This is a genomic window from Achromobacter sp. 1014246743, assembly GCF_059760725.1.
Map to the genome: position 1 here is coordinate 1 of NZ_JCBANA010000002.1, position 21,833 is coordinate 21,833.

20 protein-coding genes are annotated in these 21,833 nt (G+C 67.2%); 15 read left to right on the top strand and 5 right to left on the bottom strand.

Going from position 1 to position 21,833, the window contains the following annotated elements:
- Positions 1 to 45 precede the first annotated feature (45 nt).
- The 4 genes from AC6LJ2_RS01065 to AC6LJ2_RS01080 all read right to left on the bottom strand — a co-directional run bounded on the left by AC6LJ2_RS01065 (position 46) and on the right by AC6LJ2_RS01080 (position 5,252).
- On the bottom strand, positions 46 to 714 hold the full coding sequence (locus AC6LJ2_RS01065) for an aspartate/glutamate racemase family protein (RefSeq protein ID WP_498150557.1): 669 nt from the start codon (positions 712 to 714) through the stop codon (positions 46 to 48).
- A gap of 26 nt (positions 715 to 740) precedes the next feature.
- Positions 741 to 1,985 (bottom strand): NAD(P)/FAD-dependent oxidoreductase, encoded by a 1,245-nt coding sequence (locus AC6LJ2_RS01070; protein WP_498150558.1) that lies wholly within the window; start codon positions 1,983 to 1,985, stop codon positions 741 to 743.
- A 118-nt stretch (positions 1,986 to 2,103) separates the two neighbouring features.
- Positions 2,104 to 3,741 (bottom strand): NAD(P)-binding protein, encoded by a 1,638-nt coding sequence (locus AC6LJ2_RS01075; RefSeq protein WP_498150559.1) that lies wholly within the window; start codon positions 3,739 to 3,741, stop codon positions 2,104 to 2,106.
- Positions 3,741 to 5,252, bottom strand: a complete 1,512-nt coding sequence (locus AC6LJ2_RS01080; RefSeq protein WP_263912358.1) for a polyamine aminopropyltransferase — start codon at positions 5,250 to 5,252, stop codon at positions 3,741 to 3,743. The genes AC6LJ2_RS01075 and AC6LJ2_RS01080 overlap by 1 nt, the downstream gene beginning before the upstream one ends.
- Positions 5,253 to 5,349: 97 nt before the next feature.
- Between AC6LJ2_RS01080 and AC6LJ2_RS01085 the strand changes: the two genes are divergently transcribed.
- The 8 genes from AC6LJ2_RS01085 to AC6LJ2_RS01120 all read left to right on the top strand — a co-directional run bounded on the left by AC6LJ2_RS01085 (position 5,350) and on the right by AC6LJ2_RS01120 (position 11,159).
- Positions 5,350 to 5,736 carry a DUF350 domain-containing protein gene (locus AC6LJ2_RS01085; protein ID WP_263912437.1) on the top strand — a complete coding sequence of 129 codons (387 nt, stop codon included), beginning with the start codon at positions 5,350 to 5,352 and terminating at the stop codon, positions 5,734 to 5,736.
- A 45-nt stretch (positions 5,737 to 5,781) separates the two neighbouring features.
- Entirely contained in the window at positions 5,782 to 6,825 is a 1,044-nt protein-coding gene (locus AC6LJ2_RS01090; protein ID WP_263912357.1) for an SPFH domain-containing protein, read from the top strand.
- A 13-nt stretch (positions 6,826 to 6,838) separates the two neighbouring features.
- Positions 6,839 to 8,308, top strand: coding sequence for a DUF4178 domain-containing protein (locus tag AC6LJ2_RS01095; protein ID WP_263912356.1), 1,470 nt, complete (start codon positions 6,839 to 6,841; stop codon positions 8,306 to 8,308).
- A 3-nt stretch (positions 8,309 to 8,311) separates the two neighbouring features.
- Positions 8,312 to 8,482, top strand: coding sequence for a hypothetical protein (locus tag AC6LJ2_RS01100; RefSeq protein WP_498150560.1), 171 nt, complete (start codon positions 8,312 to 8,314; stop codon positions 8,480 to 8,482).
- Entirely contained in the window at positions 8,482 to 8,871 is a 390-nt protein-coding gene (gene speD, locus AC6LJ2_RS01105) for an adenosylmethionine decarboxylase (protein ID WP_263912436.1), read from the top strand. The genes AC6LJ2_RS01100 and speD overlap by 1 nt, the downstream gene beginning before the upstream one ends.
- A 121-nt stretch (positions 8,872 to 8,992) precedes the next feature.
- Positions 8,993 to 9,751 carry a molybdate ABC transporter substrate-binding protein gene (modA, locus tag AC6LJ2_RS01110; RefSeq protein ID WP_498150561.1) on the top strand — a complete coding sequence of 253 codons (759 nt, stop codon included), beginning with the start codon at positions 8,993 to 8,995 and terminating at the stop codon, positions 9,749 to 9,751.
- A 38-nt stretch (positions 9,752 to 9,789) separates the two neighbouring features.
- A complete protein-coding gene (gene modB, locus AC6LJ2_RS01115; protein ID WP_498150562.1) occupies positions 9,790 to 10,473 on the top strand; it encodes a molybdate ABC transporter permease subunit in 684 nt (227 codons plus the stop codon).
- Positions 10,473 to 11,159 carry an ATP-binding cassette domain-containing protein gene (locus AC6LJ2_RS01120; RefSeq protein ID WP_498150563.1) on the top strand — a complete coding sequence of 229 codons (687 nt, stop codon included), beginning with the start codon at positions 10,473 to 10,475 and terminating at the stop codon, positions 11,157 to 11,159. The genes modB and AC6LJ2_RS01120 overlap by 1 nt, the downstream gene beginning before the upstream one ends.
- 59 nt (positions 11,160 to 11,218) lie before the next feature.
- On the opposite strand, the gene AC6LJ2_RS01125 is transcribed toward AC6LJ2_RS01120, so the two are convergent.
- On the bottom strand, positions 11,219 to 12,013 hold the full coding sequence (locus AC6LJ2_RS01125; protein WP_445657179.1) for a TOBE domain-containing protein: 795 nt from the start codon (positions 12,011 to 12,013) through the stop codon (positions 11,219 to 11,221).
- 194 nt (positions 12,014 to 12,207) lie between these two features.
- Here AC6LJ2_RS01125 and AC6LJ2_RS01130 point away from each other — a divergent pair, with 194 nt between their 5' ends.
- The 7 genes from AC6LJ2_RS01130 to pdxJ all read left to right on the top strand — a co-directional run bounded on the left by AC6LJ2_RS01130 (position 12,208) and on the right by pdxJ (position 21,725).
- The gene (locus tag AC6LJ2_RS01130; RefSeq protein ID WP_263912345.1) at positions 12,208 to 12,801 is read left to right on the top strand and encodes a DUF4136 domain-containing protein; all 594 of its coding nucleotides are present in this window, start codon (positions 12,208 to 12,210) and stop codon (positions 12,799 to 12,801) included.
- A 28-nt stretch (positions 12,802 to 12,829) separates the two neighbouring features.
- Positions 12,830 to 14,026, top strand: coding sequence for a DUF3734 domain-containing protein (locus AC6LJ2_RS01135; RefSeq protein WP_263912344.1), 1,197 nt, complete (start codon positions 12,830 to 12,832; stop codon positions 14,024 to 14,026).
- A 206-nt stretch (positions 14,027 to 14,232) separates the two neighbouring features.
- Entirely contained in the window at positions 14,233 to 14,664 is a 432-nt protein-coding gene (locus AC6LJ2_RS01140; RefSeq protein WP_263912343.1) for a helix-turn-helix domain-containing protein, read from the top strand.
- Between the two features lie 271 nt (positions 14,665 to 14,935).
- Positions 14,936 to 16,192: an efflux RND transporter periplasmic adaptor subunit gene (locus AC6LJ2_RS01145; protein WP_263912342.1), complete on the top strand. Its 1,257-nt coding sequence runs from the start codon at positions 14,936 to 14,938 to the stop codon at positions 16,190 to 16,192.
- 63 nt (positions 16,193 to 16,255) lie between these two features.
- A complete protein-coding gene (locus AC6LJ2_RS01150) occupies positions 16,256 to 19,498 on the top strand; it encodes an efflux RND transporter permease subunit (protein ID WP_498150564.1) in 3,243 nt (1,080 codons plus the stop codon).
- A complete protein-coding gene (locus AC6LJ2_RS01155) occupies positions 19,495 to 20,988 on the top strand; it encodes an efflux transporter outer membrane subunit (RefSeq protein ID WP_263912340.1) in 1,494 nt (497 codons plus the stop codon). Before AC6LJ2_RS01150 ends, AC6LJ2_RS01155 begins: the two co-directional genes overlap by 4 nt.
- Positions 20,985 to 21,725 carry a pyridoxine 5'-phosphate synthase gene (pdxJ, locus tag AC6LJ2_RS01160; RefSeq protein ID WP_263912339.1) on the top strand — a complete coding sequence of 247 codons (741 nt, stop codon included), beginning with the start codon at positions 20,985 to 20,987 and terminating at the stop codon, positions 21,723 to 21,725. The genes AC6LJ2_RS01155 and pdxJ overlap by 4 nt, the downstream gene beginning before the upstream one ends.
- Positions 21,726 to 21,833: the final 108 nt, after the last annotated feature.

Genomic DNA, 21,833 nt, shown 5'->3' on the forward strand with positions numbered 1-21,833 from the left:
GCCTCGACCCGAGGCCCGCAGCGGGCGTTTTTCATGGCGGGCCGGTCAGGCCGCGAGGCCCCGCCAGGTCTTGATCAGCAGCGTTTCGATGTCGTGCACCGGCAGGCCGGTGGCGCGCGCCACGGCGTCGCGGTAGGGCGGCATGTTGGTGCATTCCAGCACGATGTCGGTCAGGCCGGGCGCCCGCGCCGCCAGGCGGGCGGCGGCATCCACCACGTTGCGTTCGACCTCGCTCAGGTCCATCACGGGGCTGTTTTCCAGGATGCGTGCATGCATCTCGCAGCCGGGCGCCAGCCCTTCGACGATGGCATTGGCCGGCACGTCGACCGCATCCAGAATGCCGCGCGACAGCGATTGCGCATCGAAGGTGACGATGCCCACGCGCGCCAGCCCGCGGCATTGCAGGAGGCTGGACGTCACCACCGGCACGGGCACGGCGGCCTGTAGCGCCGACTGGTATTTGGCCAGGAAGCCGCAACTGGTGGAGATCAACGCCGCGCCGTCGCGCGCCAGGCCCACGGCGGCATCGATGAAGGGCTGCAGGAAGGCCGGGTCGGCGTCTTGCACGATCTTGCGTGGCGAGGCGCCCTGCACCGTGACGAAGCGTACGGGGATGCCGGCGCGTTCGTAGGTCTGGATGTTGCCGACATCGCCAGGCGGCCGCGGAAAGCGGGTGTCCAGCATCAGCACGCCAAGAAAGCCCGGGTTGCGCATGGGAGTGTCCTTGCTCTGTGCAGGCCTCAGATGAATCGGCCGGGGCGGAAGGCGGCGTGACGCTCGCCGCCCTCGCCGGACATCAGTTCGCCCAATATGCTTGCCGTGCCTGGCCCGGTGCTGAAACCGATGTGCTGGTGGCCCAGCGCCAGCCACAGGCCGGGGTGGCGCGGCGCCTGGCCGATCATCGGGCGGCTGTCCGGCAGGGTGGGGCGGCGGCCCAGCCAGGCCTGCGAATCCAGTCGCGCGCCCAGGTCCAGCGCCTCGCGGGCGCGGGTTTCCGCCAGGTCCAGCTGCACCGGTCGGGCGGGGGCCTCGCAGTCGTCCAGTTCGACCCCGGTGGTCAGGCGCAGCCCGCGGGCCATGGGCGACAGCACGTAGCCGCCGCCGGTGTCGTACACGGGCCGGCCCAGCGCCGGGCCGCTGCCGGGCGCGTAATGCATGTGATAGCCGCGTTCGAACGCCATGGGCAGGTCGATGCCGGTGGTCTTGAGCAGCGCCTTGGACCACGGGCCCAGCGCCACCACCAGGGCGGGTGCGCTGAGCGAGTCGGACCCCTGGTCGCCTTGCACGGTCCAGCGATCGACATCACGGCGGATGGCGGCCGCCCGCAGAGGCTTGAAGGTGCCCCCCGACCGCTGGAACAGGGCGGCATAGGCACGGACCACCGCCTGCGGATCGTCCACCGAGTACGAGCCCTGGATCCACAGCGCGCGTGCGAATATCGGGGCCAGGGCGGGTTCCAGCCGGGCCAGCTCGGCCGGGTCCAGCGCCTGGGTCGGCACCTGGTGGCGGGCATAGGCGCTGCGCGCCAACGCGCTGCCTTGCCAGGCCGCTTCGCTGCGGAACAGGAAGATCCAGCCGGTATCGCGCAACCGATGCCTGATGCCCGCTTCGGCCAGCAGACGCTGGTGCTCGGGGGCCGACAGCCGGATCAGGCTGTCCAGGGCCGTCGCCGTTTCCTGGAACACCGAGGGCCGGGCGCGCCACAGGAAGCTGGCGGCCCAGCCCAGGTTGCGGGCCAGGTAGCCGGGGCGGTAGCGGAATTGAACCGTGTCGTTGCGCAGCAGCCGGGGCAGTTGGCGCCACAGGCCGGGATGGTTGAACGGCATGAGGGAACTTCGGGCCAGCACGCCGGCATTGCCGTGCGAGGTTTCCTGGCCGGGGGCCTGGCGGTCGACCAGGGTGACATCCATGCCGCGGCGCTGCAGTTCCAGCGCGCAGCAGACGCCGACCATGCCGGCGCCAAGCACAATGACTGGCTTTCCCATCGTTTTTTCGGGTCTCGGGCTAGGGTCAAAGGGACCCGCCGGCGATTGTAGGGCAGCGGGGCGGATCAAGCCATCGCGCGGACGGACGCGCCGCGCCAGGGCCGCCCGGCCATCGCCTTCACGTCGCCGGGCGTTGCCCCAGGATGCGCCCGGCCGCCGTCACGCCCCACCACGCGGCTTCCTCGAAGACCGAATAGCCGGACAGGTCGGCGTGGGCGAACAGCACCGGGCCATCCACGTCGCGCAGCGCCGCCAGGCCGGGGTTGGACAGGTAGCCGCAATAGGGCGAGGCCATGGCGTGGCCGCGCACCGTGATTTCGAGCTGGCGTGCGTGGCGCCAGAACTCGTCGCCGTAGGCGGCCACCAGGTCGGCTGCCACCTCGTCGCGCAGGGCCTCGGGGCGGGCGCTGGCCAGCCATTGGCGCGTGGCCTGCGGCGTCTTGCCGCTGAGCGCATCGTAGGCGGTGAAGACCGTGCGCGGTGACCGCGCCACCCGCAGCAACTGGTGCGTCGACACCACGTAGCCCAGCGCCTGGCCCTGGTAGACCACGTTGTCCCACGACAGCGGTTCGCCGGGCGCCTCGCGCGGATAGCCATCCATGACGAAGTTGGACACCAGCCAGGGCGCATGCGGCGAGGCATGCACCGCCGGATCGTAGCCATAGGCGCGGATGTCCGGCAGGATGTGCTGGGCCACGAACAGCGGCATGGCGCAGACGGCGCGTCGCGCTTGCAGCGTGTAGACGGCTGGGGTGGGGCCGGGCGCCAGGCAGTCGATCTGCGGGCCGGCGGGCGTTTCGCGCAGCCGCATGGCGGTGCCGGGCAACAGCCAGTTGCCATGGCCCAGGCGGGCGCTGATCGCGTCGTGCAGGCGTTGCACCAGCGGCGCCAGGCCGCCGGGCCAGGTCAGCACCGCGCCTTCGGCGGCGTTGGCGGCATGGCCGTCGCGGCTGGCGAAGTAGTGCAGGCCGGCCCAGGCCGACACCACGTCGTACTGGGCGCCGTAGTCGTCGCGGCAGCAGTAGTTCAGGTACCAGTGCAGGGCGGGCGAGGTATAGCCTTCGCGTTCCAGCCAGGCCTTGAAAGTCAGGGTGTCCAGCGCCCGCCAGGCGGGGTCGCGCGAGGACAGGGCGATGGGAATGCAGAAGACCTTGCGGCCGTCGTTGCCGACCTGCCCGTGCAACGCATCCACCTGCGCCAGGAACTTGCGGTGTTGCTCGGCGTGGCCGTCGGGCAGCCCGGTCATGGGCAGCAGGCCGTCTTCCCAGTGGCCGCCGCGCAGCAGGCGTTCTTGCGGTGAATGCGCCAGGATGGCTTCGTCGTAATACGGCCGCGCGGCGTAGGCATCGCGCTCGGCGATGCCGAAGTCGGCCAGCATCTCGCGCACGTGGGTGGACTGCATCGAGGGTAGCGGCAGGTAGTGCGCGCCCAGCGGATAGTCCAGCCCGTCGCGCACGCCGGCCGCGGCGTTGCCGCCGTATTCCGGGCCTTGCACCACCACGAAATCGGTATGGCCCTCGCGCGCCAGTTTCCAGGCGCAGGACAGGCCGGCCACGCCGGACCCCAGGATCGCCACCTGGCTTTGGCGGGTGCCGGATGACGCCGGCAGCGCGGTGCCGTCGCGCAGCGCGTGGCCCGCCTGCATGCCGGGGTAGCGCACCTCGGGCGTGGTCTCGACGATGCGTGACCGGTAATAGCCCGCCGTGCCCGCCGCCGCGGCGGTGGCCGCGCCCAACAGGAAAGTGCGGCGGCGCATCAGCGGATGACCTTGCGCCAGTCCTCGTCGAAGTAGCGCACGAGCGATTGCTCGTTCAGGCGGTTCGGCGGCATGGCCAGCGCCGGCATGTCGGCGGGAAAGTGGAACAGCTCGCGCAGCGTGGCCGGGTCCAGGTAGCGGGTGGGCACCGAAATCGCCGTGGGCGGCGTGTAGTCGCGCCGCTTGCCGGCCAGGATGAAGCCCCAGTCGCCGAACGACGGCACGTAGGCGTGGTACGGCCAGGTGTTCAGGCCGGCTTCCTTCAGCGTGGCGTCCACGCTCCAGAACGAGCGCGGCGCGAAGTAGGGCGAGGTGGACTGGATGACCATGTAGCCGTTCTCGGCCAGATGGCGCGCCATCAGGTGGTAGACCGGCACCGAATACAGCCGGCCCAGGCCGAAGTTGGACGGGTCGGGAAAGTCGACCACGATGTAGTCATAGACCTCGGCGTGGCTTTCCAGCCAGCGGCCCGCGTCGTCGTTGATGACGGTGACGCGCGGGTCCGTCAACGAGTTCTGGTTCAGCCGCGTCAGCGGTTCTGACCGCGAAAACAGGCCTGTCATGGCCGGGTCCAGGTCGACCAGGGTCACGTGCTCGACGTGCTTGAACTTCAGGATCTCGCGCACTGCCAGGCCGTCGCCGCCGCCCAGCACCAGCACGTTGCGGGCCCACGGCAGCGCCTGCAGGCCGGGAATCACCAGCGACTCGTGATAGCGGTGTTCGTCGCGCGACGAGAACTGCAGGTTGCCGTTGATGTACAGGCGCAGGTCATCGTGCCAGCGGGTCACGATCAGGCGCTGGTAGGGCGTGGTCTCGGCATGCACCACGTCGTCGCCGTACAGGCCTTTTTCGGCCCAGCCGGTCATCTGGCCCGAGAACGCAAAGCCCAGCGCCAGCAGGCCCAGCACCACGCTGCCGCGAATGGCTTTCTCGGCCGGGCGGCGCACTTCGGCGCGGAACAGCCAGGTGGTCCAGAGCGCCACGCTGGCGTTCAGGATGCCGAAGAGGAACCCGGTGCGCAGCAACCCCAGCTTGGGCGCCAGCAGCAACGGAAAGACCAGCGACACGGCCAGCGCGCCAAGATAATCGAAGGTCAGCACGCGGCTGACGATTTCGCGAAATTCCGTCTTGCGCTGGTTGAAGACGCGCATCACCAGCGGGATTTCCATGCCCACCATCAGGCCGATGATGAAGACGCCGACGTACAGCGCGGCGCGAAAGGGCGCCGACAGCCAGGCGAACACCAGGAACAGGACGGCGGCGGAGACCCCGCCCAACAAGGCGACGGCCAGTTCGACATCGATGAACCGATTCAAAACGTCGTCGTCTTTTACATATTTTGACAACCACGATCCGATGCCCATCGCGAACAGATAACAGCCGATGACGGACGAGAATTGCAGGATGGAATCGCCCAGCAGATAGCTGGCCAGTGCGCTGCTGATGAGCTCGTAGCCCAAGCCGCAGGAAGCGACGATCAATACCGACAGGATGAGAACGCGGTCGCGCATGGGGGTTCCGACTCAGAAAATGCGTTCGCAGTATATCGAAGCCGCCGTATATACTGCGCGCAATTAGGGCCTGAAGGGGGCGAATATGGGAGAAGCGATGCATCCGGCCGTGACCTATCTGATCTACATTGTCTCGGCACTGGTCATGCTTGGCGTGTTCACCTTGGTCTACACCACCGTGACGCGCTACAAGGAATTCGAACTGATCCGCGAAGGCAATATCGCCGCGGTGCTGTCCTATAGCGGCGCGCTGGTGGGTTTTTCCTTCACGCTGTGCTCCAGCATCGCCATTCACGCCAGCTTCATCATGTTCGTGGTCTGGGGCGTGGCCGCCATGGCGGTGCAACTGGTCGTCTATGCGGTCATGGCGCGGGCCATCCGCGGCCTGAACGAGGCCATCGAAGAAAACAACATCGCCATGGGCGGCCTGATCGGTTCGATCTCGCTGGCCGCCGGCGTGGTCAACGCCGCCTGCCTGACCTGATCCGGCCCGGCGCGCTGATTCCGATCTGACACAGGAGAACTTGCCATGAGTCTCGGTTCATTTATCCGCAAGCAGTTTATCGACATCCTGCAATGGAACGAGGACGGCGACGGCGTGCTGGCCTGGCGTCATCCGATGCAGGATTTTGAAATCCAGTACGGCGCCAGCCTGACCGTGCGCGAGTCGCAGATGGCCGTGTTCGTCAACGAAGGCAAGGTGGCCGACGTGTTCGGCCCCGGCATGTACAAGCTGACGACGCAGACGCTGCCGGTCCTGACGTACCTGAAGAACTGGGACAAGCTGTTCGAGTCGCCCTTCAAGTCGGACGTCATCTTTTTCAGCACCCGCCTGCAACTGGGCCGGCGCTGGGGCACGGCGCAGCCGGTGACGCTGCGCGACAGCGAATTCGGCATGGTGCGCCTGCGCGCCTTCGGCGTGTATTCGTACCAGATCACCGACCCGGCCAAGTTCTACCGCGAAATCAGCGGCACGCGCGACGTCTATACCGTCGACGACCTGGAATTGCAGCTGCGCAACATGGTGGTCGCCGCCATGACGACGGCGCTGGGCAGCTCGAAAGTGCCGTTCCTGGACATCGCCGGAAACCAGGGCCTGATGTCGCAAAGCATCAGCGAGCAACTGGCGCCGGTGTTCGACCGCTACGGCGTCAAGCTGGACAACTTCACCGTCGAAAACGTGTCGTTGCCCGAAGAATTGCAGAAGGCGCTGGATACCCGGATCTCGATGGGCATGGCCGGCGACCTGGGCAAGTTCACCCAATACCAGACAGCCACGTCCATCCCGCTGGCGGCGCAGAACGAAGGCGGCATCGCCGGCATCGGCGCGGGCCTGGCGGCCGGCGCGGCGCTGGGCCAGACGATGGCGGCCGGGCTGGGCGTGGGGCAGGCCCCGGGCCAGCCGGCGCAGGCCGCGGCGGCGGGCGCCGCCGGGGCTGCCGCAGGGGCGGCGGCCGGGAGCGACCCCGTGCAGCGCTTGCAGCAGCTGAAAGATCTGCTGGACAAGGGCCTGATCACGCCGGCCGACTACGACTCGGCCAAGGCCGAGGTGCTCAAGAAACTCACCAGCTGAGCGCCGAACGTCCATGCAGCAGGTCTTGTGTCCGCAATGCGGAGCGCCCGTCAAGTTCACGTCCACGGCCTCGGTCATGGCGGTGTGCGGCGCGTGCCGCAGCACGCTGCTCAAGGATGCCGAATCGGTCAAGCGCATCGGCGAAACCGCGGATGTGCTGGAAGACTACTCGCCGCTGTGCCTGGGCGCCGCCGGCCAGTTCGAAGGCAAGCGCTTCGACCTGATCGGCCGCATCCAGCTGCGTTACGAGGACGGCTTCTGGAACGAGTGGTACCTGTGGTTCGACGACGGTTCCGACGGCTGGCTGTCGGACGCGTCGGGGCAATACGCCATTACCCGCCGCCGCAAGGTCAAGTCGACCCAGGGCATGCCGGCGTTCGCCGACATCTCGCCGGGCGATGAACTGAAGCTGGATGGCCAGCGCTTTTCGGCGTCGGACGTGCGCAGCTGCCGCGCCGGCGGCGCGCAGGGCGAACTGCCGTTCGTGCCGGGTGACGGCTGGGAAGCCAAGGTGGCCGACTACCGCAGCATCGACGCCTTCCTGACGCTGGATTTTTCCGACGGGCCGGAGCCCGAGCTGTATATCGGCAAGGCATTCGACCTGGCAGGCATGCAGGCGGCCACGCTGCGCTCGAACGAGCAGGTCGAGGAAACCGCCGGGCGTTTCCGCGGCCAGATCAAGGCGCTGGACTGCCCCAGTTGCGGCGCGCCCATCAGCTTTGTCGCGGCCATGGCCACCCAGGTGGTCTGCCCGTCTTGCACCGCCACGGTCGATTGCGCGGGCGAGACCGCCCAGGTCATCGCCAAGGCGCAGAAGCTCAAGGCCATCAAGACCACGCTGGCGCTGGGCGCCACCGCCAAGATCGACGGCGCCACCTTCACCCTGATCGGCCTGATGAAGTGCGCCGACCCGGATCCCGAAGAACCGTCCGACTGGATCGAATACCTGCTGTTCAACCCGGCCAAGGGCTTCATCTGGCTGGTGGAAACGGACGAAGGCTGGGAACGCGTGCAGGTCTGCGATACCTGGCCCAGCCGCAACAATGCGACCAGCGTGCGCTGGCGCAACAAGCTCTACCAGAAGCTGTACGACTACACCTCGCGGGTCGAGCTGGCGCTAGGCGCCTTCAACTGGCGCGTGCGGGTGGGCGACAGCACCCAGATCACCGACTACAAGGCCGGGAACCTCAAGCTGACCAGCGAACTGGGGCCCGCCGAGCTGGGCTGGTCTGCCTCGGGGCCGGTGGCGCCGGCCCAACTGGCCGAATGGTTCGGCAACCCCGAACTGGCCAAGCAGAAAGCCATGCCGCGCACGAGCACGTCGGGCGGCTATCGCAAGTGGGCCTGGTTCGCGACGATCGCCATGGGGTTCCTGAACCTGGGCAATATCTTCAATGGTCGCCTGCTGCCGATCGTGATCGGCCTGGCGTTTCTGTGGCTGCCGGCCAGCCTCGCGGACAAGATGTCCGCAAAGGACGACTAGCCGATGGGCAAGTTTCTCTATGCCATCTATGCCGTGATCGTGGTCATGGCGGCCACGGGCGCCAGCTCGCCCGGCGCCCGCTTCACCAGCGGGGGCAGCAGCAGCGGCAGCAGCAGCTGGGGCGGCGGTTCATCGGGCAGCTCGGGCTGGTCGTCGGGCGGATCGCACAAGTGATGCCTCGGGACGCCACGCAGCGGGACCTGCCGCAGGCCGCCACGCCGCATGCCACCCCGGGCCGCCATATCCTGGCCGATTTCCGCGGCGTGGACGCCGGCCTGCTGGCCGACGCCGCCGCGCTGGAACGTGAACTGGTGCAGGCCGCCCAGGCCGCGGGCGCCAAGGTGCTGGGCGCGCATTTCCATCATTTCGGCGCCGGCGCGGGCGTGACCGGCGTGGTCATGCTGAGCGAATCCCATATCAGCGTGCATTCCTGGCCCGAACACCAGTTCGCGGCGCTGGACATCTTCATGTGCGGCGCCGCCCAGCCCGAACGGGCGCTGGAACGCCTGCGCGCGGCGCTGGCCCCCCGGACGGTGCGCGTCACCACCGTCGACCGCGGCTGAGCTTCCCCCTTCATTCCCAGGCATTTGACGTGGCGCAAGCCGGTACCGGACGCAAATTGACGAGCGTTATATACCTATATATATTTCGTTACCGAGATTGATCTTGTCCGAGGAGAGTGCCATGTTCCGCAAACACCCGATCCTGGCCGTGTCGCTGGCCCTGGCCGCCGTCTGGGGCCCCAGTGCCCATGCCGGCGACCTGGTGGTGTCCGCCGCGGCCAGCCTGACCAATGCGTTCAAGGACGTGGCGCAGGCCTACGAAAAGGAACATGCCGGCACCAAGGTGGTCCTGAACTTCGGCGCCTCCGACGTGCTGCTGCAGCAGATCGTCAAGGGGGCGCCGGCCGACGTATTCGCCTCCGCCGACCAGAAGGCGATGGACAAGGCCGTCGAGGAAAAGGCCGTCAAGCCCGAATCGCGGGTGGACTTCGCGGCCAACCAGATCGTGCTGATCGTGCCGACTGACAGCAAACTCAACATCGCCGCGCTCAAGGACCTGACGCGCGACGACGTCAAGCGCATCGCCTACGGCAACCCGGCTTCGGTGCCGGTGGGTCGCTACACGCAGGGCGCGCTGCAGGCCGCCGGCTTGTGGGATGCCGTGCAGGCCAAGAGCGTGCTGGCGCAGAACGTGCGCCAGAGCCTGGACTACGTGTCGCGCGGCGAGGTGGATGCGGGCTTCGTGTTCGCCACCGACGCGGCCGTCATGCCGGACAAGGTCAAGGTCGCCGTGCGCGTGCCCTCGCAAACGCCGGTGACCTATCCGATTGCCGTCACCGCGCGCGACGCCGCCGCCAAGGAAGCGCGAAGCTTCGTGGCCTATGTACTGTCGCCCGCCGGCCAGGAAATCCTGTCGCGCCATGGCTTCCAGAAGCCCTGAGGCAGGGCGTCGACATTGACATGTGAATCGCAGGCGTCATGAGCGATCCCGTCTGGGTGCCCCTGCTGCTGACCTTGAAGGTGGCCGGCTGGGCAACGCTGCTGGCCACCCTGGCCGGCACGGCGGCGGCCTACGGCCTGTCCCGCTGGCGCTGGCCGGGGCGGGACCTGCTGGACGCCATCCTGACGCTGCCGCTGGTGCTGCCGCCCACCGTCCTGGGCTATTACCTGCTGGTCCTGTTGGGCCGGCGCGGGGTGCTGGGCGAAAAGCTGGCGGCCTGGGGCATCGAACTCGTGTTCACCTGGCAGGGCGCGGTCATCGCCGCGTCGGTGGTGGCGTTTCCGCTGGTGTTCAAGTCGGCGCGCGCCGCGTTTGAGAACGTCGATGCGCAATTGGGAAGCGCGGCCCGGGTGCTGGGCGTCTGCGAGGTGGGCGTGTTCTTCCGGGTCACGCTGCCATTGGCGGCGCGCGGCATCGTGGCGGGCGTGCTGCTGGCCTTTGCCCGTGCACTGGGCGAATTCGGCGCCACGCTGATGATCGCCGGCAACCTGCCGGGCCGCACCCAGACCCTGTCGGTCGCCATCTACGAAGCGGTGCAGGCGGGCGATGACGCCACGGCCAATTTCCTGGTGCTGGTGACGTCCATCACCTGCATCGTGGTGCTGCTGGCCGCGGGCAAGCTGGTGCCCGTCCGCGCCAATCGCCGCAACGGAGGCGCCTGATGGGCGTCGACCTGCGCATTCGCAAGCAGATGGTCTCGGGCGAGCGGCATTTTTCGCTGGACGTGGCGTTCTCGTCGGCGGCCCAGCGCATCGCGCTGTTCGGGCCATCGGGCGCGGGCAAGAGCCTGACGTTGCGGGCGGTGGCCGGCCTGCTGCGGCCCGACGCCGGCCGCATCGCGGTCAATGGCCGCGTGCTGTTCGACGCCGACGCGCGCATCGATGTGGCGCCGCAAGCCCGCAAGGTGGCCTACCTGTTCCAGGACTATGCGCTGTTCCCGCACCTGACGGTGGCGCAGAACATTGCATTTGGTACGCGCCGCGGCTGGCTCAATCCCTCGCGCCGTGACGCATCGCCCGAGTTGCGGCGCTGGGTCGACGCCTTCGAGCTGGGGGCCATCGTCGGCAGCTATCCCAACGAGATTTCCGGCGGCCAGAAGCAGCGGGTCGCCCTGGCGCGCGCGCTGATGCTCAAGCCCGACATCCTGCTGCTGGACGAGCCGTTTTCGGCGCTGGATTCGCAGCTGCGCGGCAAGATGCGCCAGGAATTGAACGCCTTGCAGCGTCAGCTGGATGTGCCGATGCTGCTGATCACGCACGATCCCGCCGACGTCGAGGCGCTGGCCGACGAGGTGTTCGAAGTACGCGAAGGCAAGGTGCGCCGACGCGACGAAGACGTGGGCGTCTAGCCGCGAGCGGGCAGGGCGGCGGCGCGCTGCCGTTCATTGCCTGGCGGGGAAAAGCAGACTCAGTCCAACACGCCCAGGATCACGCTGGACGCCTTGAAGATGGCAACCGCCGCGGCGCCTTCGCCCAGGCCCAGTTCCTGTGCGCTTTCGTTGGTGACGATCGCCACCAGCGTGGTGCCGCCTTCCAGGTCGATCAGGATTTCGCTGTTGACCGCGCCTTCGCGCACCGCCGCAATGGTGCCCGCCAACTGGTTGCGGGCCGACAGCCGCAGGCCGGGGCCGGGGGCGCCGACGATCACCGACGATGCCTTCACCAGCGCCAGGGCTTCCTTGCCGGGCGCCAGTTCCAGTTCCTGGGTGCTTTCGCGGGTGATGGTGGCGGTGATGACCTGGCCGCCGGCAATGCGCAACAGGATTTCGTCGTTGACGGCGCCGGTGCGCACTTCCATCACCGTGCCCATGAGTTTGTTGCGGGCGCTGGTCTTGAGCATGAATCGCCTCATCAAATCGATGTCGCCGCTGGCCGTCAGCCCCGCGCGCGCCAGGTTGTCCATGAACTTGCGGTGTTCGGCTTCCAGTGCCCGGAAGGTGGCGATCAGGCTGCGCGCCCGGTCGGTCAGGCGCGTGCCGCCGCCGCCCTTGCCGCCGGCCGCCCGCAGCACGAGCGGTTCGCCCGCCAGGTTGTTCATGGCGTCGATGGCGTCCCAGGCCCCCTTGTAGCTCATGCCCACCGCGCGGGCGGCGGCCGTGATCGAGCCGGTGGCATCGATCTGCGCCAGCAGGTCTATGCGATTCTTTCCGCCCCAGTTCTGGGCGCCGGAACGAAACCAAATCGAGCCGTCGAGTTCCAACATGGAGGTATCTTCTGGTCTGGGTCTGAAATGACCCCCGAGTGTAATGGAGCCCGCGCCGACTGCGGCTTGATGTCGATCCAATGAGAATGCTTCCTTGTTGAAACTTTATCCGCTTCGCGGCACTATGAATGCGCCTGACGCCTGTTGACACTCGGACCCGCCCTGTGTGCGGGTTCCCCTTTTCGGAGATCGACATGAAAGCGTTCAAAATGCTGGCCGTGGGTTCCTTGACGGGCTTGCTGGCGGCGTGCGCCTCTGGCCCCACCGTCAAGGGTGATTACGATCACCAGGCCGATTTCGCGCAGTACCGCACCTTCGGCTATATGTCGCCGCTGGGCACCGACAAGGCCGGCTACAGCACCTTGCTGACCGAAAGGCTGAAAGACGCCACCCGCGGCCAGATGGAAATGCGCGGCTACGTCTACAGCGCGTCCAACCCCGACCTGCTGGTCAACTTCAGCGGCAAGCTGCAGCAAAAGACCCAGGTCACCGAAGCGCCGCCGCCCATGCCCTACTACGGCTACCGCAGCGGTTTCTATGGTGGCTGGCCCGGCTACGGCTGGGGCGACACCGTCTATCAGTACACCGAAGGCACCCTCAACATCGACCTGATCGATCCGCGCCGCAAGCAGTTGGTGTGGGAAGGCGTGGCGGTGGGGGAAGTGCAGAACCCCGAGATGGCGACGTCGGCGCAAAGCGTCGACAAGGCCGTCGCACTGATTTTCGCCAAGTATCCGTTCCGGGCCGGCGTCGCCGCCCCGCAGTTGCCGGACAAGAGCAAGCCCTAGGGCTTGCCGCTATGAAAAGGACCGCCGCATGAGTACACGCCGCAAGGCCTTGACCCCAGACACCGGCGCAACGCCGCCCTACGAAACCGTGGCCCTGGTCCTGCAGGGTGGGGGCGCCCTGGGGTCGTACCAGGCGGGGGTATACCAGGGGCTGCATGAGGCAGGCATCCGGCCCAACTGGATTTCCGGCATTTCCATCGGCTCGATCAACGCGGCGATCATCGCCGGTTCGCCCGAAGACGAGCGGGTGGAGCGGCTGCGCGGTTTCTGGGAAAGCATCTGCCGGCCCGCGGGGTTTCTGTCCGTGCCCTGGGGCGACACCCTGGCAGGCATGTTCGAAGGCATCCCGTTCGGCTTCGGTTCGCCGGCCATGAATGGCCAGCTGTCGGCCTTCCAGGCGCTGTTTTCCGGCCAGCCAGGCTTTTTCAAACCGCGCTTTCCGCCGCCCTACTGGGTGCACGGCAAGGGCGCGGCGTCCACCAGCTTCTACGACACCACGCCCTTGGCCGCCACCCTGCGCCAGTACGTGGATTTCGACCTGCTCAATGCGGGCAAGGTGCGTGCCAGCTTCGGCGTGGTGAACGTGCGCAGCGGCAACTTCGCCTATTTCGACAGCCAGAAGCACACGCTGGGGCCCGAGCACATCATGGCCTCGGGCGCCTTGCCGCCGGGCTTTCCGTCGGTGGAGATCGACGGCGAGCATTACTGGGACGGCGGCGTGGTGTCCAACACCCCGCTGGCGCAGGTGCTCACCACGGACACCATGCGCGATACGCTGGCGTTCCAGGTGGATCTCTGGCCCGCCCGCGGCGGGCTGCCCACCACGCTCGAAGAGGTGGCCGAGCGCCAGAAAGACATCCAGTATTCCAGCCGCACCCGCATGGTCACCGATCAGTTGCGGCGGGTGCTGAAGCTGCGTCATGGCCTGCAGCAACTGCTGGACAGATTGCCGGAAAAAGACCGCAATGCGCCCGAACTGGCAGAGATCCGCCAGCAGGCCAATACGCCCGCCACCAACATCATCAACCTGATCTACGAGTCCAAGCACCGCGAGCGCTTTTCCAAGGACTACGAGTTCGGCACCGAGGCCATGCGCGAACACTGGGAATCGGGCCTGGCCGACATCCGCAACACGCTGGCCAAGCCCGGCATCCTGGCGCGGCCCACGCAGGACAGCTGCTTCGTCGCGCACGACATCCACCGCAACGGCAAGCACACCTCATAGCGGCAGGTCTTGCGGCATCCCGCTATGTGGTTGACCGCAAGCGGGCCGCTCCGGCAGGGAATTTTGCTAGGACTAGTCTTATTCCTGGGTCGCCGGGGGGCACAGCGTCCGCAAGCCCGGTAGTCTTTCGGCAGGATTAGCAACCTTGTTCCGGAAGCGGATCGCCGTTCCCTCCCGGCGGCGACCTGCCCGGTGGAGACTCCGGCATGACTGTTCCCGTTCCTCGCGCTTCCGTACCCCCCGCCGTCGCAGCCACCGCGTCGTCGCGGCCGGCGGCGGCACCCAAGCGTGCCGCCGCGGCCGAGGCCGACCCGGCCGCCGCGACGGCCTTCCCGACCGACGGCTGGTGGAGCCTGGCCTACCGCGGCTGGACCCTGCTGACCCCCGCTGGCGCCCGCCTCGACCTGACCGAGGTCGAACGTGCCTGCTTCCAGTGCCTGCTGCACAATCCGCGCCGCGAGCTGTTGCGCGAAGAACTCATGGCGGTCCGGCAGGGCACCAACCTGCGCACGCTCAACGTCGCTATCTGCCGGCTTCGCCGCAAAGTGCGACATCTCGATGCCCGCCTGCCGCTGCACACGGTGCATGGCGCGGGCTATGTCTTTCTTGGCAATCTGCGAGAGATATCCGACCTGTGATTCAAGCGTGGTAAATCCGCGCGGCGACTACGCCATCGCGCTGTGAAAATCAGTGATTTCCCCAATAACTGAGTTACATTAACGGGCTATTCACGTGTCACGCACGGCGCGCAGCGTTTTGTTTTGATCGCGGGCAGGGTTTGCGGTCAAATACAGCGGTCGGAGTCGGCCTTCGAAACCTGCGGCCCGCTTCGGCAACCAGACGCGGCGACGACCTATCGCCGTTACATTGTTGCGGTCGCTTGACGCGGTTAACTTCGCGGGGGTTTCAATGCGGTTTTCGCCTAAACGTGTCTCAGGTCTGGCTTTTTCCGGTGGCGTCCTCGCGCTGTTGTTGGCGGGGTGCGGTGAAAAACCGCAAATGAACCCCGGCATGCCGCAGGTCAGCGTCATCACCGTCCAGCCCCAGCGCACGCCCATCGTGGCCGAACTGCCCGGTCGCGTCGACGCGGTGCGCGACGCCCAGATCCGTTCGCGGGTCACCGGCATTGTCCAGAAGATCACCTTCGAACAGGGCGGCGACGTCAAGGAAAACCAACTGCTGTTCAAGATCGACCCGGCGCCCTACAAGGCCGCCTACGATCAGGCCACCGCGCAGCTCAAGCAGGCGCAGGCCACCTTGTTCAGCGCCAAGGTGCTGGCCGACCGCTACGCCCCGCTGGTCAAGGCCAACGCCGTCAGCAAGCAGGAATACGACAACGCCGTGGCGTCCTACCGCCAGGCCGAAGCCAACGTCGCCGCCGCCAAGGCCGCGCAGGACAACGCGTCGATCAACCTCGGCTACACCGACGTCACCTCGCCCATCACGGGCCGCATCGGCAAGCCCCTGGTGACCGAAGGCGCGCTGGTCGAGTCCACCTCGGCCACGCAGATGGCCACGGTGCAGCAACTGGATCCGGTCTACGTCGACTTCACCCAGTCCACCGCGGATCTGGCCACGCTGCGCCGCGCTTTTGCCAGCGGCAAGCTGCAGCAGGTGGGCAAGGACGCCGCGCGCGCCACCGTGGTGCTGGAAGACGGCTCCGAATACGACAAGCCGGGCAAGTTGCTGTTCACCGGCATCACCGTCGATCCGTCCACCGGCCAGGTCAATCTGCGCGCCGAAGTCCCCAACCCCGACGGCATCCTGTTGCCCGGCATGTACGTGCGCGTGCGCCTGGAGCAGGGCGTGAACGACCAGGCGCTGGTGGTGCCGCAGCAGGCGCTGCAGCGTACCGCCGACGGCTCGCAAAGCCTGATGCTGGTCAAGGACAACAAGATCGAACAGTTGCCCGTCACCACCGGCGGCGCGGTCAACAACGACTGGATCATCACCAGCGGCCTGAAGGCCGGCGACGTCGTCGTGGTCGAGGGCTTCCAGAAGATCCGTCCTGGCGCGCCGGTGCAGGCCAGCCCCTGGAACAAGAACGGCGGCAAGCCCGCCGCGGGCGGCCAGCCCCCCGCACAGCCCGGGGCCAAGCCCGCCGAGCCAGGCGCGCAGCCTGCCCAGCCGGCCCCCCAGGACAAGGCCTCCGGCCAGAAATCGTAAGCGGCCCGCAGCGCATCGCGCTGCGTTCCTCTTTAGTGAGCATCGCTTTCAGAGTCAGCCCACATGCCGCAATTTTTTATTGATCGACCAATCTTCGCCTGGGTAGTCGCCCTGTTCATCCTGCTTGCCGGGGTGCTGGCGATTCCCAACATGCCGGTGTCCCAGTACCCCGACGTGGCGCCTCCGGCCATCACCATCACCGCGACCTACCCGGGCGCGTCGGCCAAGGAAGTGGCCGAGTCGGTCACCAGTATCATCGAGGACAAGCTCAACGGCGCCAAGGGCCTGATCTACTACGAGTCGGTCAGCGATTCCTACGGCACCTCGACCATCACCGCCACCTTCGCCCCGGGCCGCGACCCTGACCTGGCGCAGGTGGACGTGCAGAACCGCGTGTCCAACGTGATCGCCCAGTTGCCCGCCGCCGTGCAGCAGCAGGGCCTGAAGTACGAGCAGACCAGTACCGGCTTCCTGATGATCGTCACGCTGTCGTCCACCGACGGCTCGCTGGACCAGACCGCGCTGGCCGACTACATCACCCGCAACGTGCAGAACCCGGTGTCGCGCGTCGCCGGCGTGGGCCAGTTCCAGCTGTTCGCGGCGCCGCGCGCCATGCGCATCTGGGTCGACCCCGCCAAGCTGGTGGGTTTCAGCCTGAGCATGGCCGAGGTCAACCAGGCCATTTCGTCGCAGAACGTGCTGGTGTCCGGCGGCAGCATCGGTGCGCCGCCCAACCCCGAATCGCAGCGCATCACCGCCACCGTGGTGGCCAATGGCCAGTTGAGCACGGTCGAAGGTTTCGGCAAGATCGTGCTGCGCGCCAACACCGACGGCTCCAAGGTGCTGCTGCGCGACGTCGCCCGCATCGAGGTCGGCGCCGACAACTACCAGTTCGGCGCGCGCCTGAACGGCAAGCCCACGGCGGCCTTCGCCATCGTGCTGTCGCCCGACGCCAACGCGCTGGCCACCGCCCAAGGCGTGCGCCAGCAGATGGACGAGCTGTCCAAGTACTTCCCCGGCAACATCACCTACGCCATCCCCTACGACACCGCGCCCTACGTCAAGGTCTCGATCGAGCAGGTGCTGCACACCCTGGCCGAAGCCATGGTGCTGGTGTTCCTGGTGATGTACCTGTTCCTGCAGAACGTGCGCTACACCCTGATCCCGGCGCTGGTGGTGCCGGTGGCCATGCTGGGGTCGTTCGCGGTCATGCTGGGGCTGGGGTTCTCGATCAACGTGCTGACCATGTTCGCCATGGTGCTGGCCATCGGGATTCTGGTCGACGACGCCATCGTGGTGGTCGAGAACGTCGAACGGATCATGGCCACGGAAGGGTTACCCCCCAAAGAGGCCACCAAGAAAGCCATGCCGCAGATCAGCGGCGCCATCATCGGCATCACGCTGGTGCTGGTGACGGTGTTCCTGCCGCTGGCCTTCATGAGCGGGTCCGTGGGCGTGATCTACCGCCAGTTCTCGGTGGCCATGGCCGTGTCGATCTTCTTCTCGGCGCTGCTGGCCCTGACCTTCACGCCCGCGCTGTGCGCGACCATCCTGAAGCCGGTGCCCAAGGGCCACCACAACGACAAGAAGGGCTTCTTCGGCTGGTTCAACCGCAAGTTCGACGCGACCACCCACGGTTACCAGAACTGGGTGTCCCGCATCCTGCACAAGGGCGGGCGCATGATGCTGGCCTTCCTGGTGCTGGTGCTGCTGCTGGGCTGGCTGTACCTGCGCCTGCCGTCGTCGTTCCTGCCTGAAGAAGACCAGGGCTACGTCATCAGCAACATCGAGCTGCCCACGGGCGCCAGCGCCAACCGCACGGTGCAGGTCATCGAAGAGGTCGAAGCCTACTTCCGCGACATTCCGGCGGTGGAAAACATCATCACGGTGCAGGGCTTCAGCTTCAACGGCAACGGCCTGAACGCCGCTATCGCGTTCACCACGCTCAAGGACTTCAAGGAGCGCAAGGGCAAGGGTGATTCCGCCGGCGCCATCGCGTTCAACGCGTTCCAGAAGCAGTTGATGGGCGTGCACGACGCCATGGTGTTCACGCTGGTGCCGCCCGCGATCTCGTCGCTGGGCAACGCCACCGGTTTCGACCTGCGCCTGCAGGATCGGGGCTCGGCGGGTACCGATGCGCTGGCCGCGGCCACCGGCCAGCTGATGGGCATGGCCATGAAGAGTCCGGTGCTGTCGCAGGTGCGCATCACCGGCCTGTCGGCCGGCGCGCAGCTGACGCTGGACATCGACCGCGACAAGGCCGCTGCCCTGGGCGTGAACTTCGACGAAGCGGCCTCGCTGATCTCCACCGCGGTCGGTTCGGCCTACCTGAGCAAGTTCCCCAACCTGGGCCGGATGCAGAACATCTGGGTGCAGGCGGACGCGCCCTACCGTATGCAACTGTCCGACGTGCTCAAGCTGAACGCCCGCAACGTGCAGGGCGGGATGGTGCCGCTGTCGACGTTCGTGTCGGCCAAGTGGTCGCAGGGCCCGGTGCAGGTGGTGCGCTACAACAGCTATGAATCCATGCGTATCGGCGGCAGCGCCGCGGCGGGTTACACCACCGGCCAGGCCATGGAAGAAATGCAGAAGCTGGTGGCGCAGTTGCCGCAGGGCTTCGGCTACGAATGGACGGGCTTGTCCTACCAGGAACGCCAGGCCGGCAACCAGGCCCCGATCCTGATGGGCCTGTCGCTCCTGATCGTGTTCCTGGTGCTGGCCGCGCTGTATGAGAGCTGGGCAATTCCCATCTCGGTCATGCTGGTGGTGCCGCTGGGCATGCTGGGCGCGGTCGCGCTGGTCAGTGCGCTGGGCATGTCCAACGATGTGTACTTCCAGGTGGGCATGGTGACCGTGATCGGGCTGGCGGCCAAGAACGCCATTCTTATCGTGGAATTCGCCAAGGATCAGTACGCGCGGGGCATGGGCCTTTACGAGGCCGCGGTGGAAGCCGCGCGCCTGCGGTTCCGGCCGATCCTGATGACGTCGCTGGCGTTCATCCTGGGCGTGGTGCCGCTGGCCATGGCCACCGGCGCCGGCGCTGCCAGCCAACGTGCCGTGGGCTTGGGCGTGTTGGGCGGCATGCTGGCCGCCACGCCGTTCGCGGTGATCTTCGTGCCGACCTTCTTCGTGGTGGTGCTGGGCCTGTTCAAGACCCGCCCGCGCCTGTTGGGCGCCGAACTGCGCGCCTTCGAAGAAGAGCAGGCGGCCAAGAAGGCGGCGGCGGGCCAGACCCCGCCGGATACCCCGCCGGCAACGCCCGCACCCGCTCAACCCAACAATGGTGGCCAGGAGGGCAAGGAATGAGCGCCCTGATGTTCAAACAGACCGCCTTGTCCGCCTTCGTGGCGGTGGCATTGGCCGGCTGCTCGCTGGCCCCCGACTACAAGCGTCCGGATGCGCCGGTGTCCGGCACTTTCCCGGACCAGCCCAAGGTGCAGTACGGTGCGTACGCCAACCCCATGTCGCTGGGCACGCAGCCCGCCGACGCGGTGGCGCCGCAGACGGGCACGCCCGCGGCGGACCTGGGCTGGCGCGAATTCTTCCGCGATGCGCGCCTGCAGCGCCTGATCGAACTGGCGCTGGTCAACAACCGCGACCTGCGCGTGGCCGTGCAGCGCGTCGAAGAAGCGCGCGCCCAGTACGGCGTGCAGCGCGGCGCGCAGTGGCCCAGCATCGGGGCCGGCATCCAGGGCCAGCGCCAGCATCTGCCGCGCAACATGCGACCGGGCGGCCCTGATTCGTCCTCGATCAGCAGTTCGTACCAGGCCGGCATCGGCCTGACCACGTTCGAGATCGACCTGTTCGGCCGCCTGCGCAGCCTGTCCGAGGCCGCGTACCAGCAATACCTGTCGACCGAGCAGGCACAGAAAAGCACGCACATCGCGCTGATCGGTTCGGTGGCCGAGTCGTACTTCAACCTGCGCGCCGCCGAGGTCCAGCTGGAACTCACGCAGCGCACGCTGGCGTCGCGGCAAGAGTCCTACGACCTGGTCAAGCGCCGTTTCGATGGCGGCGTGGCGTCCGAGCTTGACCTGAACCAGTCCAAGTCGCTGCTGGATACGGCTTCGGCCGATCTGGCCCAGCTGGCGCGCGCCAAGGCCCAGGCCGTCAACGCGCTGGTGCTGGTGCTGGGCACGCCGTTGCCCGACGACCTGCCGGCGCCGGCGGTGTTTGGCCGCGACCAGTTGCTGGCCAGCGTGCCGGCCGGCCTGCCGTCCGATCTGCTGGAACGCCGGCCCGACATCCTGGCCGCCGAGAACCAGCTCAAGTCGGCCAACGCCAACATCGGCGCGGCGCGGGCGGCGTTCTTCCCGACCATTTCGCTGACCGGCCTGCTGGGCGTGTCGAGCCCGTCGCTGGATACGCTGTTCAAGGGCGGGCAGGGCTACTGGAGCTTCTCGCCGTCGATCACCACGCCGCTGTTCGCCGGCGGCAGCATCCGCGAAGGCCTGAACCTGGCGAAGGCGCGCGACAACATCGCGGTGGCGCAGTACGAGCAGACCATCCAGCAGGCGTTCCGCGAAGTCTCGGACGCGCTGGCGGGCGAAGCCACCTACGGCGCGCAGCTGGATGCGCAGCGGGCGCTGCAGGACTCGTCGGCTCGCACGCTGGAACTGTCGAATCTGCGCTATACCAATGGCATCGACAGCTACCTGCAGGTGCAGACGGCGCAAGTGGATTTTTTCAATGCCCAGCTCGCGCTGGTGCAAACCGGCCTGGCCGCGTTGATCAACCGTGTGGAACTCTACAAGGCGTTGGGCGGCGGCTGGGAAGAAACGACGAAAGTGCAATGATAGAACTTGGTGTAAATATCGATCACGTCGCGACCCTGCGGCAGCAGCGCCATACGACCTATCCCGACCCGGTGGCGGCGGCGTTGCGCGCCGAAGACGCCGGCGCCGACCTGATCACGCTGCATCTGCGCGAAGACCGCCGCCACATCCAGGACGCCGACGTCTACGCCATCCGGCCGGTGCTGCGCACCCGCATGAACCTGGAATGCGCGGTCACGGCCGAAATGCTCGAGATCGCCTGCGCGGTCAAGCCCAGCGACGTTTGCCTGGTGCCTGAAAAACGCACCGAGCTCACCACCGAAGGCGGGCTGGAAGTGGCGGGCGCGTTTGCCGCCGTGTCCGATGCGGTGGGCCTCTTGACCGAGGCCGGCATTCGCGTGTCGCTGTTCATCGATCCGGACCCCGTGCAGATCGAAGCCGCCGCCCGCGCCGGCGCGCCGGTCATCGAACTGCACACCGGCGCCTATGCCGAAAGCGAAGGCGAGGCCGCCCAGGCCGAACTGCAGCGCATCCGCGTGGCGGTGGCCGAGGGCCTGCGCCACGGTCTGCGCGTCAATGCGGGCCACGGCCTGCATTACGGCAACGTCAAGCCGGTGGCGGCGCTGGACGGCATCTCCGAATTGAACATCGGCCATGCCATCGTGGCGCAAGCGGTGTTCGACGGCTGGGAAAAAGCGGTGCGCGACATGAAGGCCCTGATGGTGCAGGCCCGACTGGAAGCGGTGCGCGGCCGTTGACCGCGGGCGGCCCATGGCCAATGGCCAGCGGTCGGCCGCCAACTGCTAAGCTGGTCGCTGTCATTCCCGGCTGTAACCTTCAGCTGTAAGCCCCAGCTGTCATTTCCT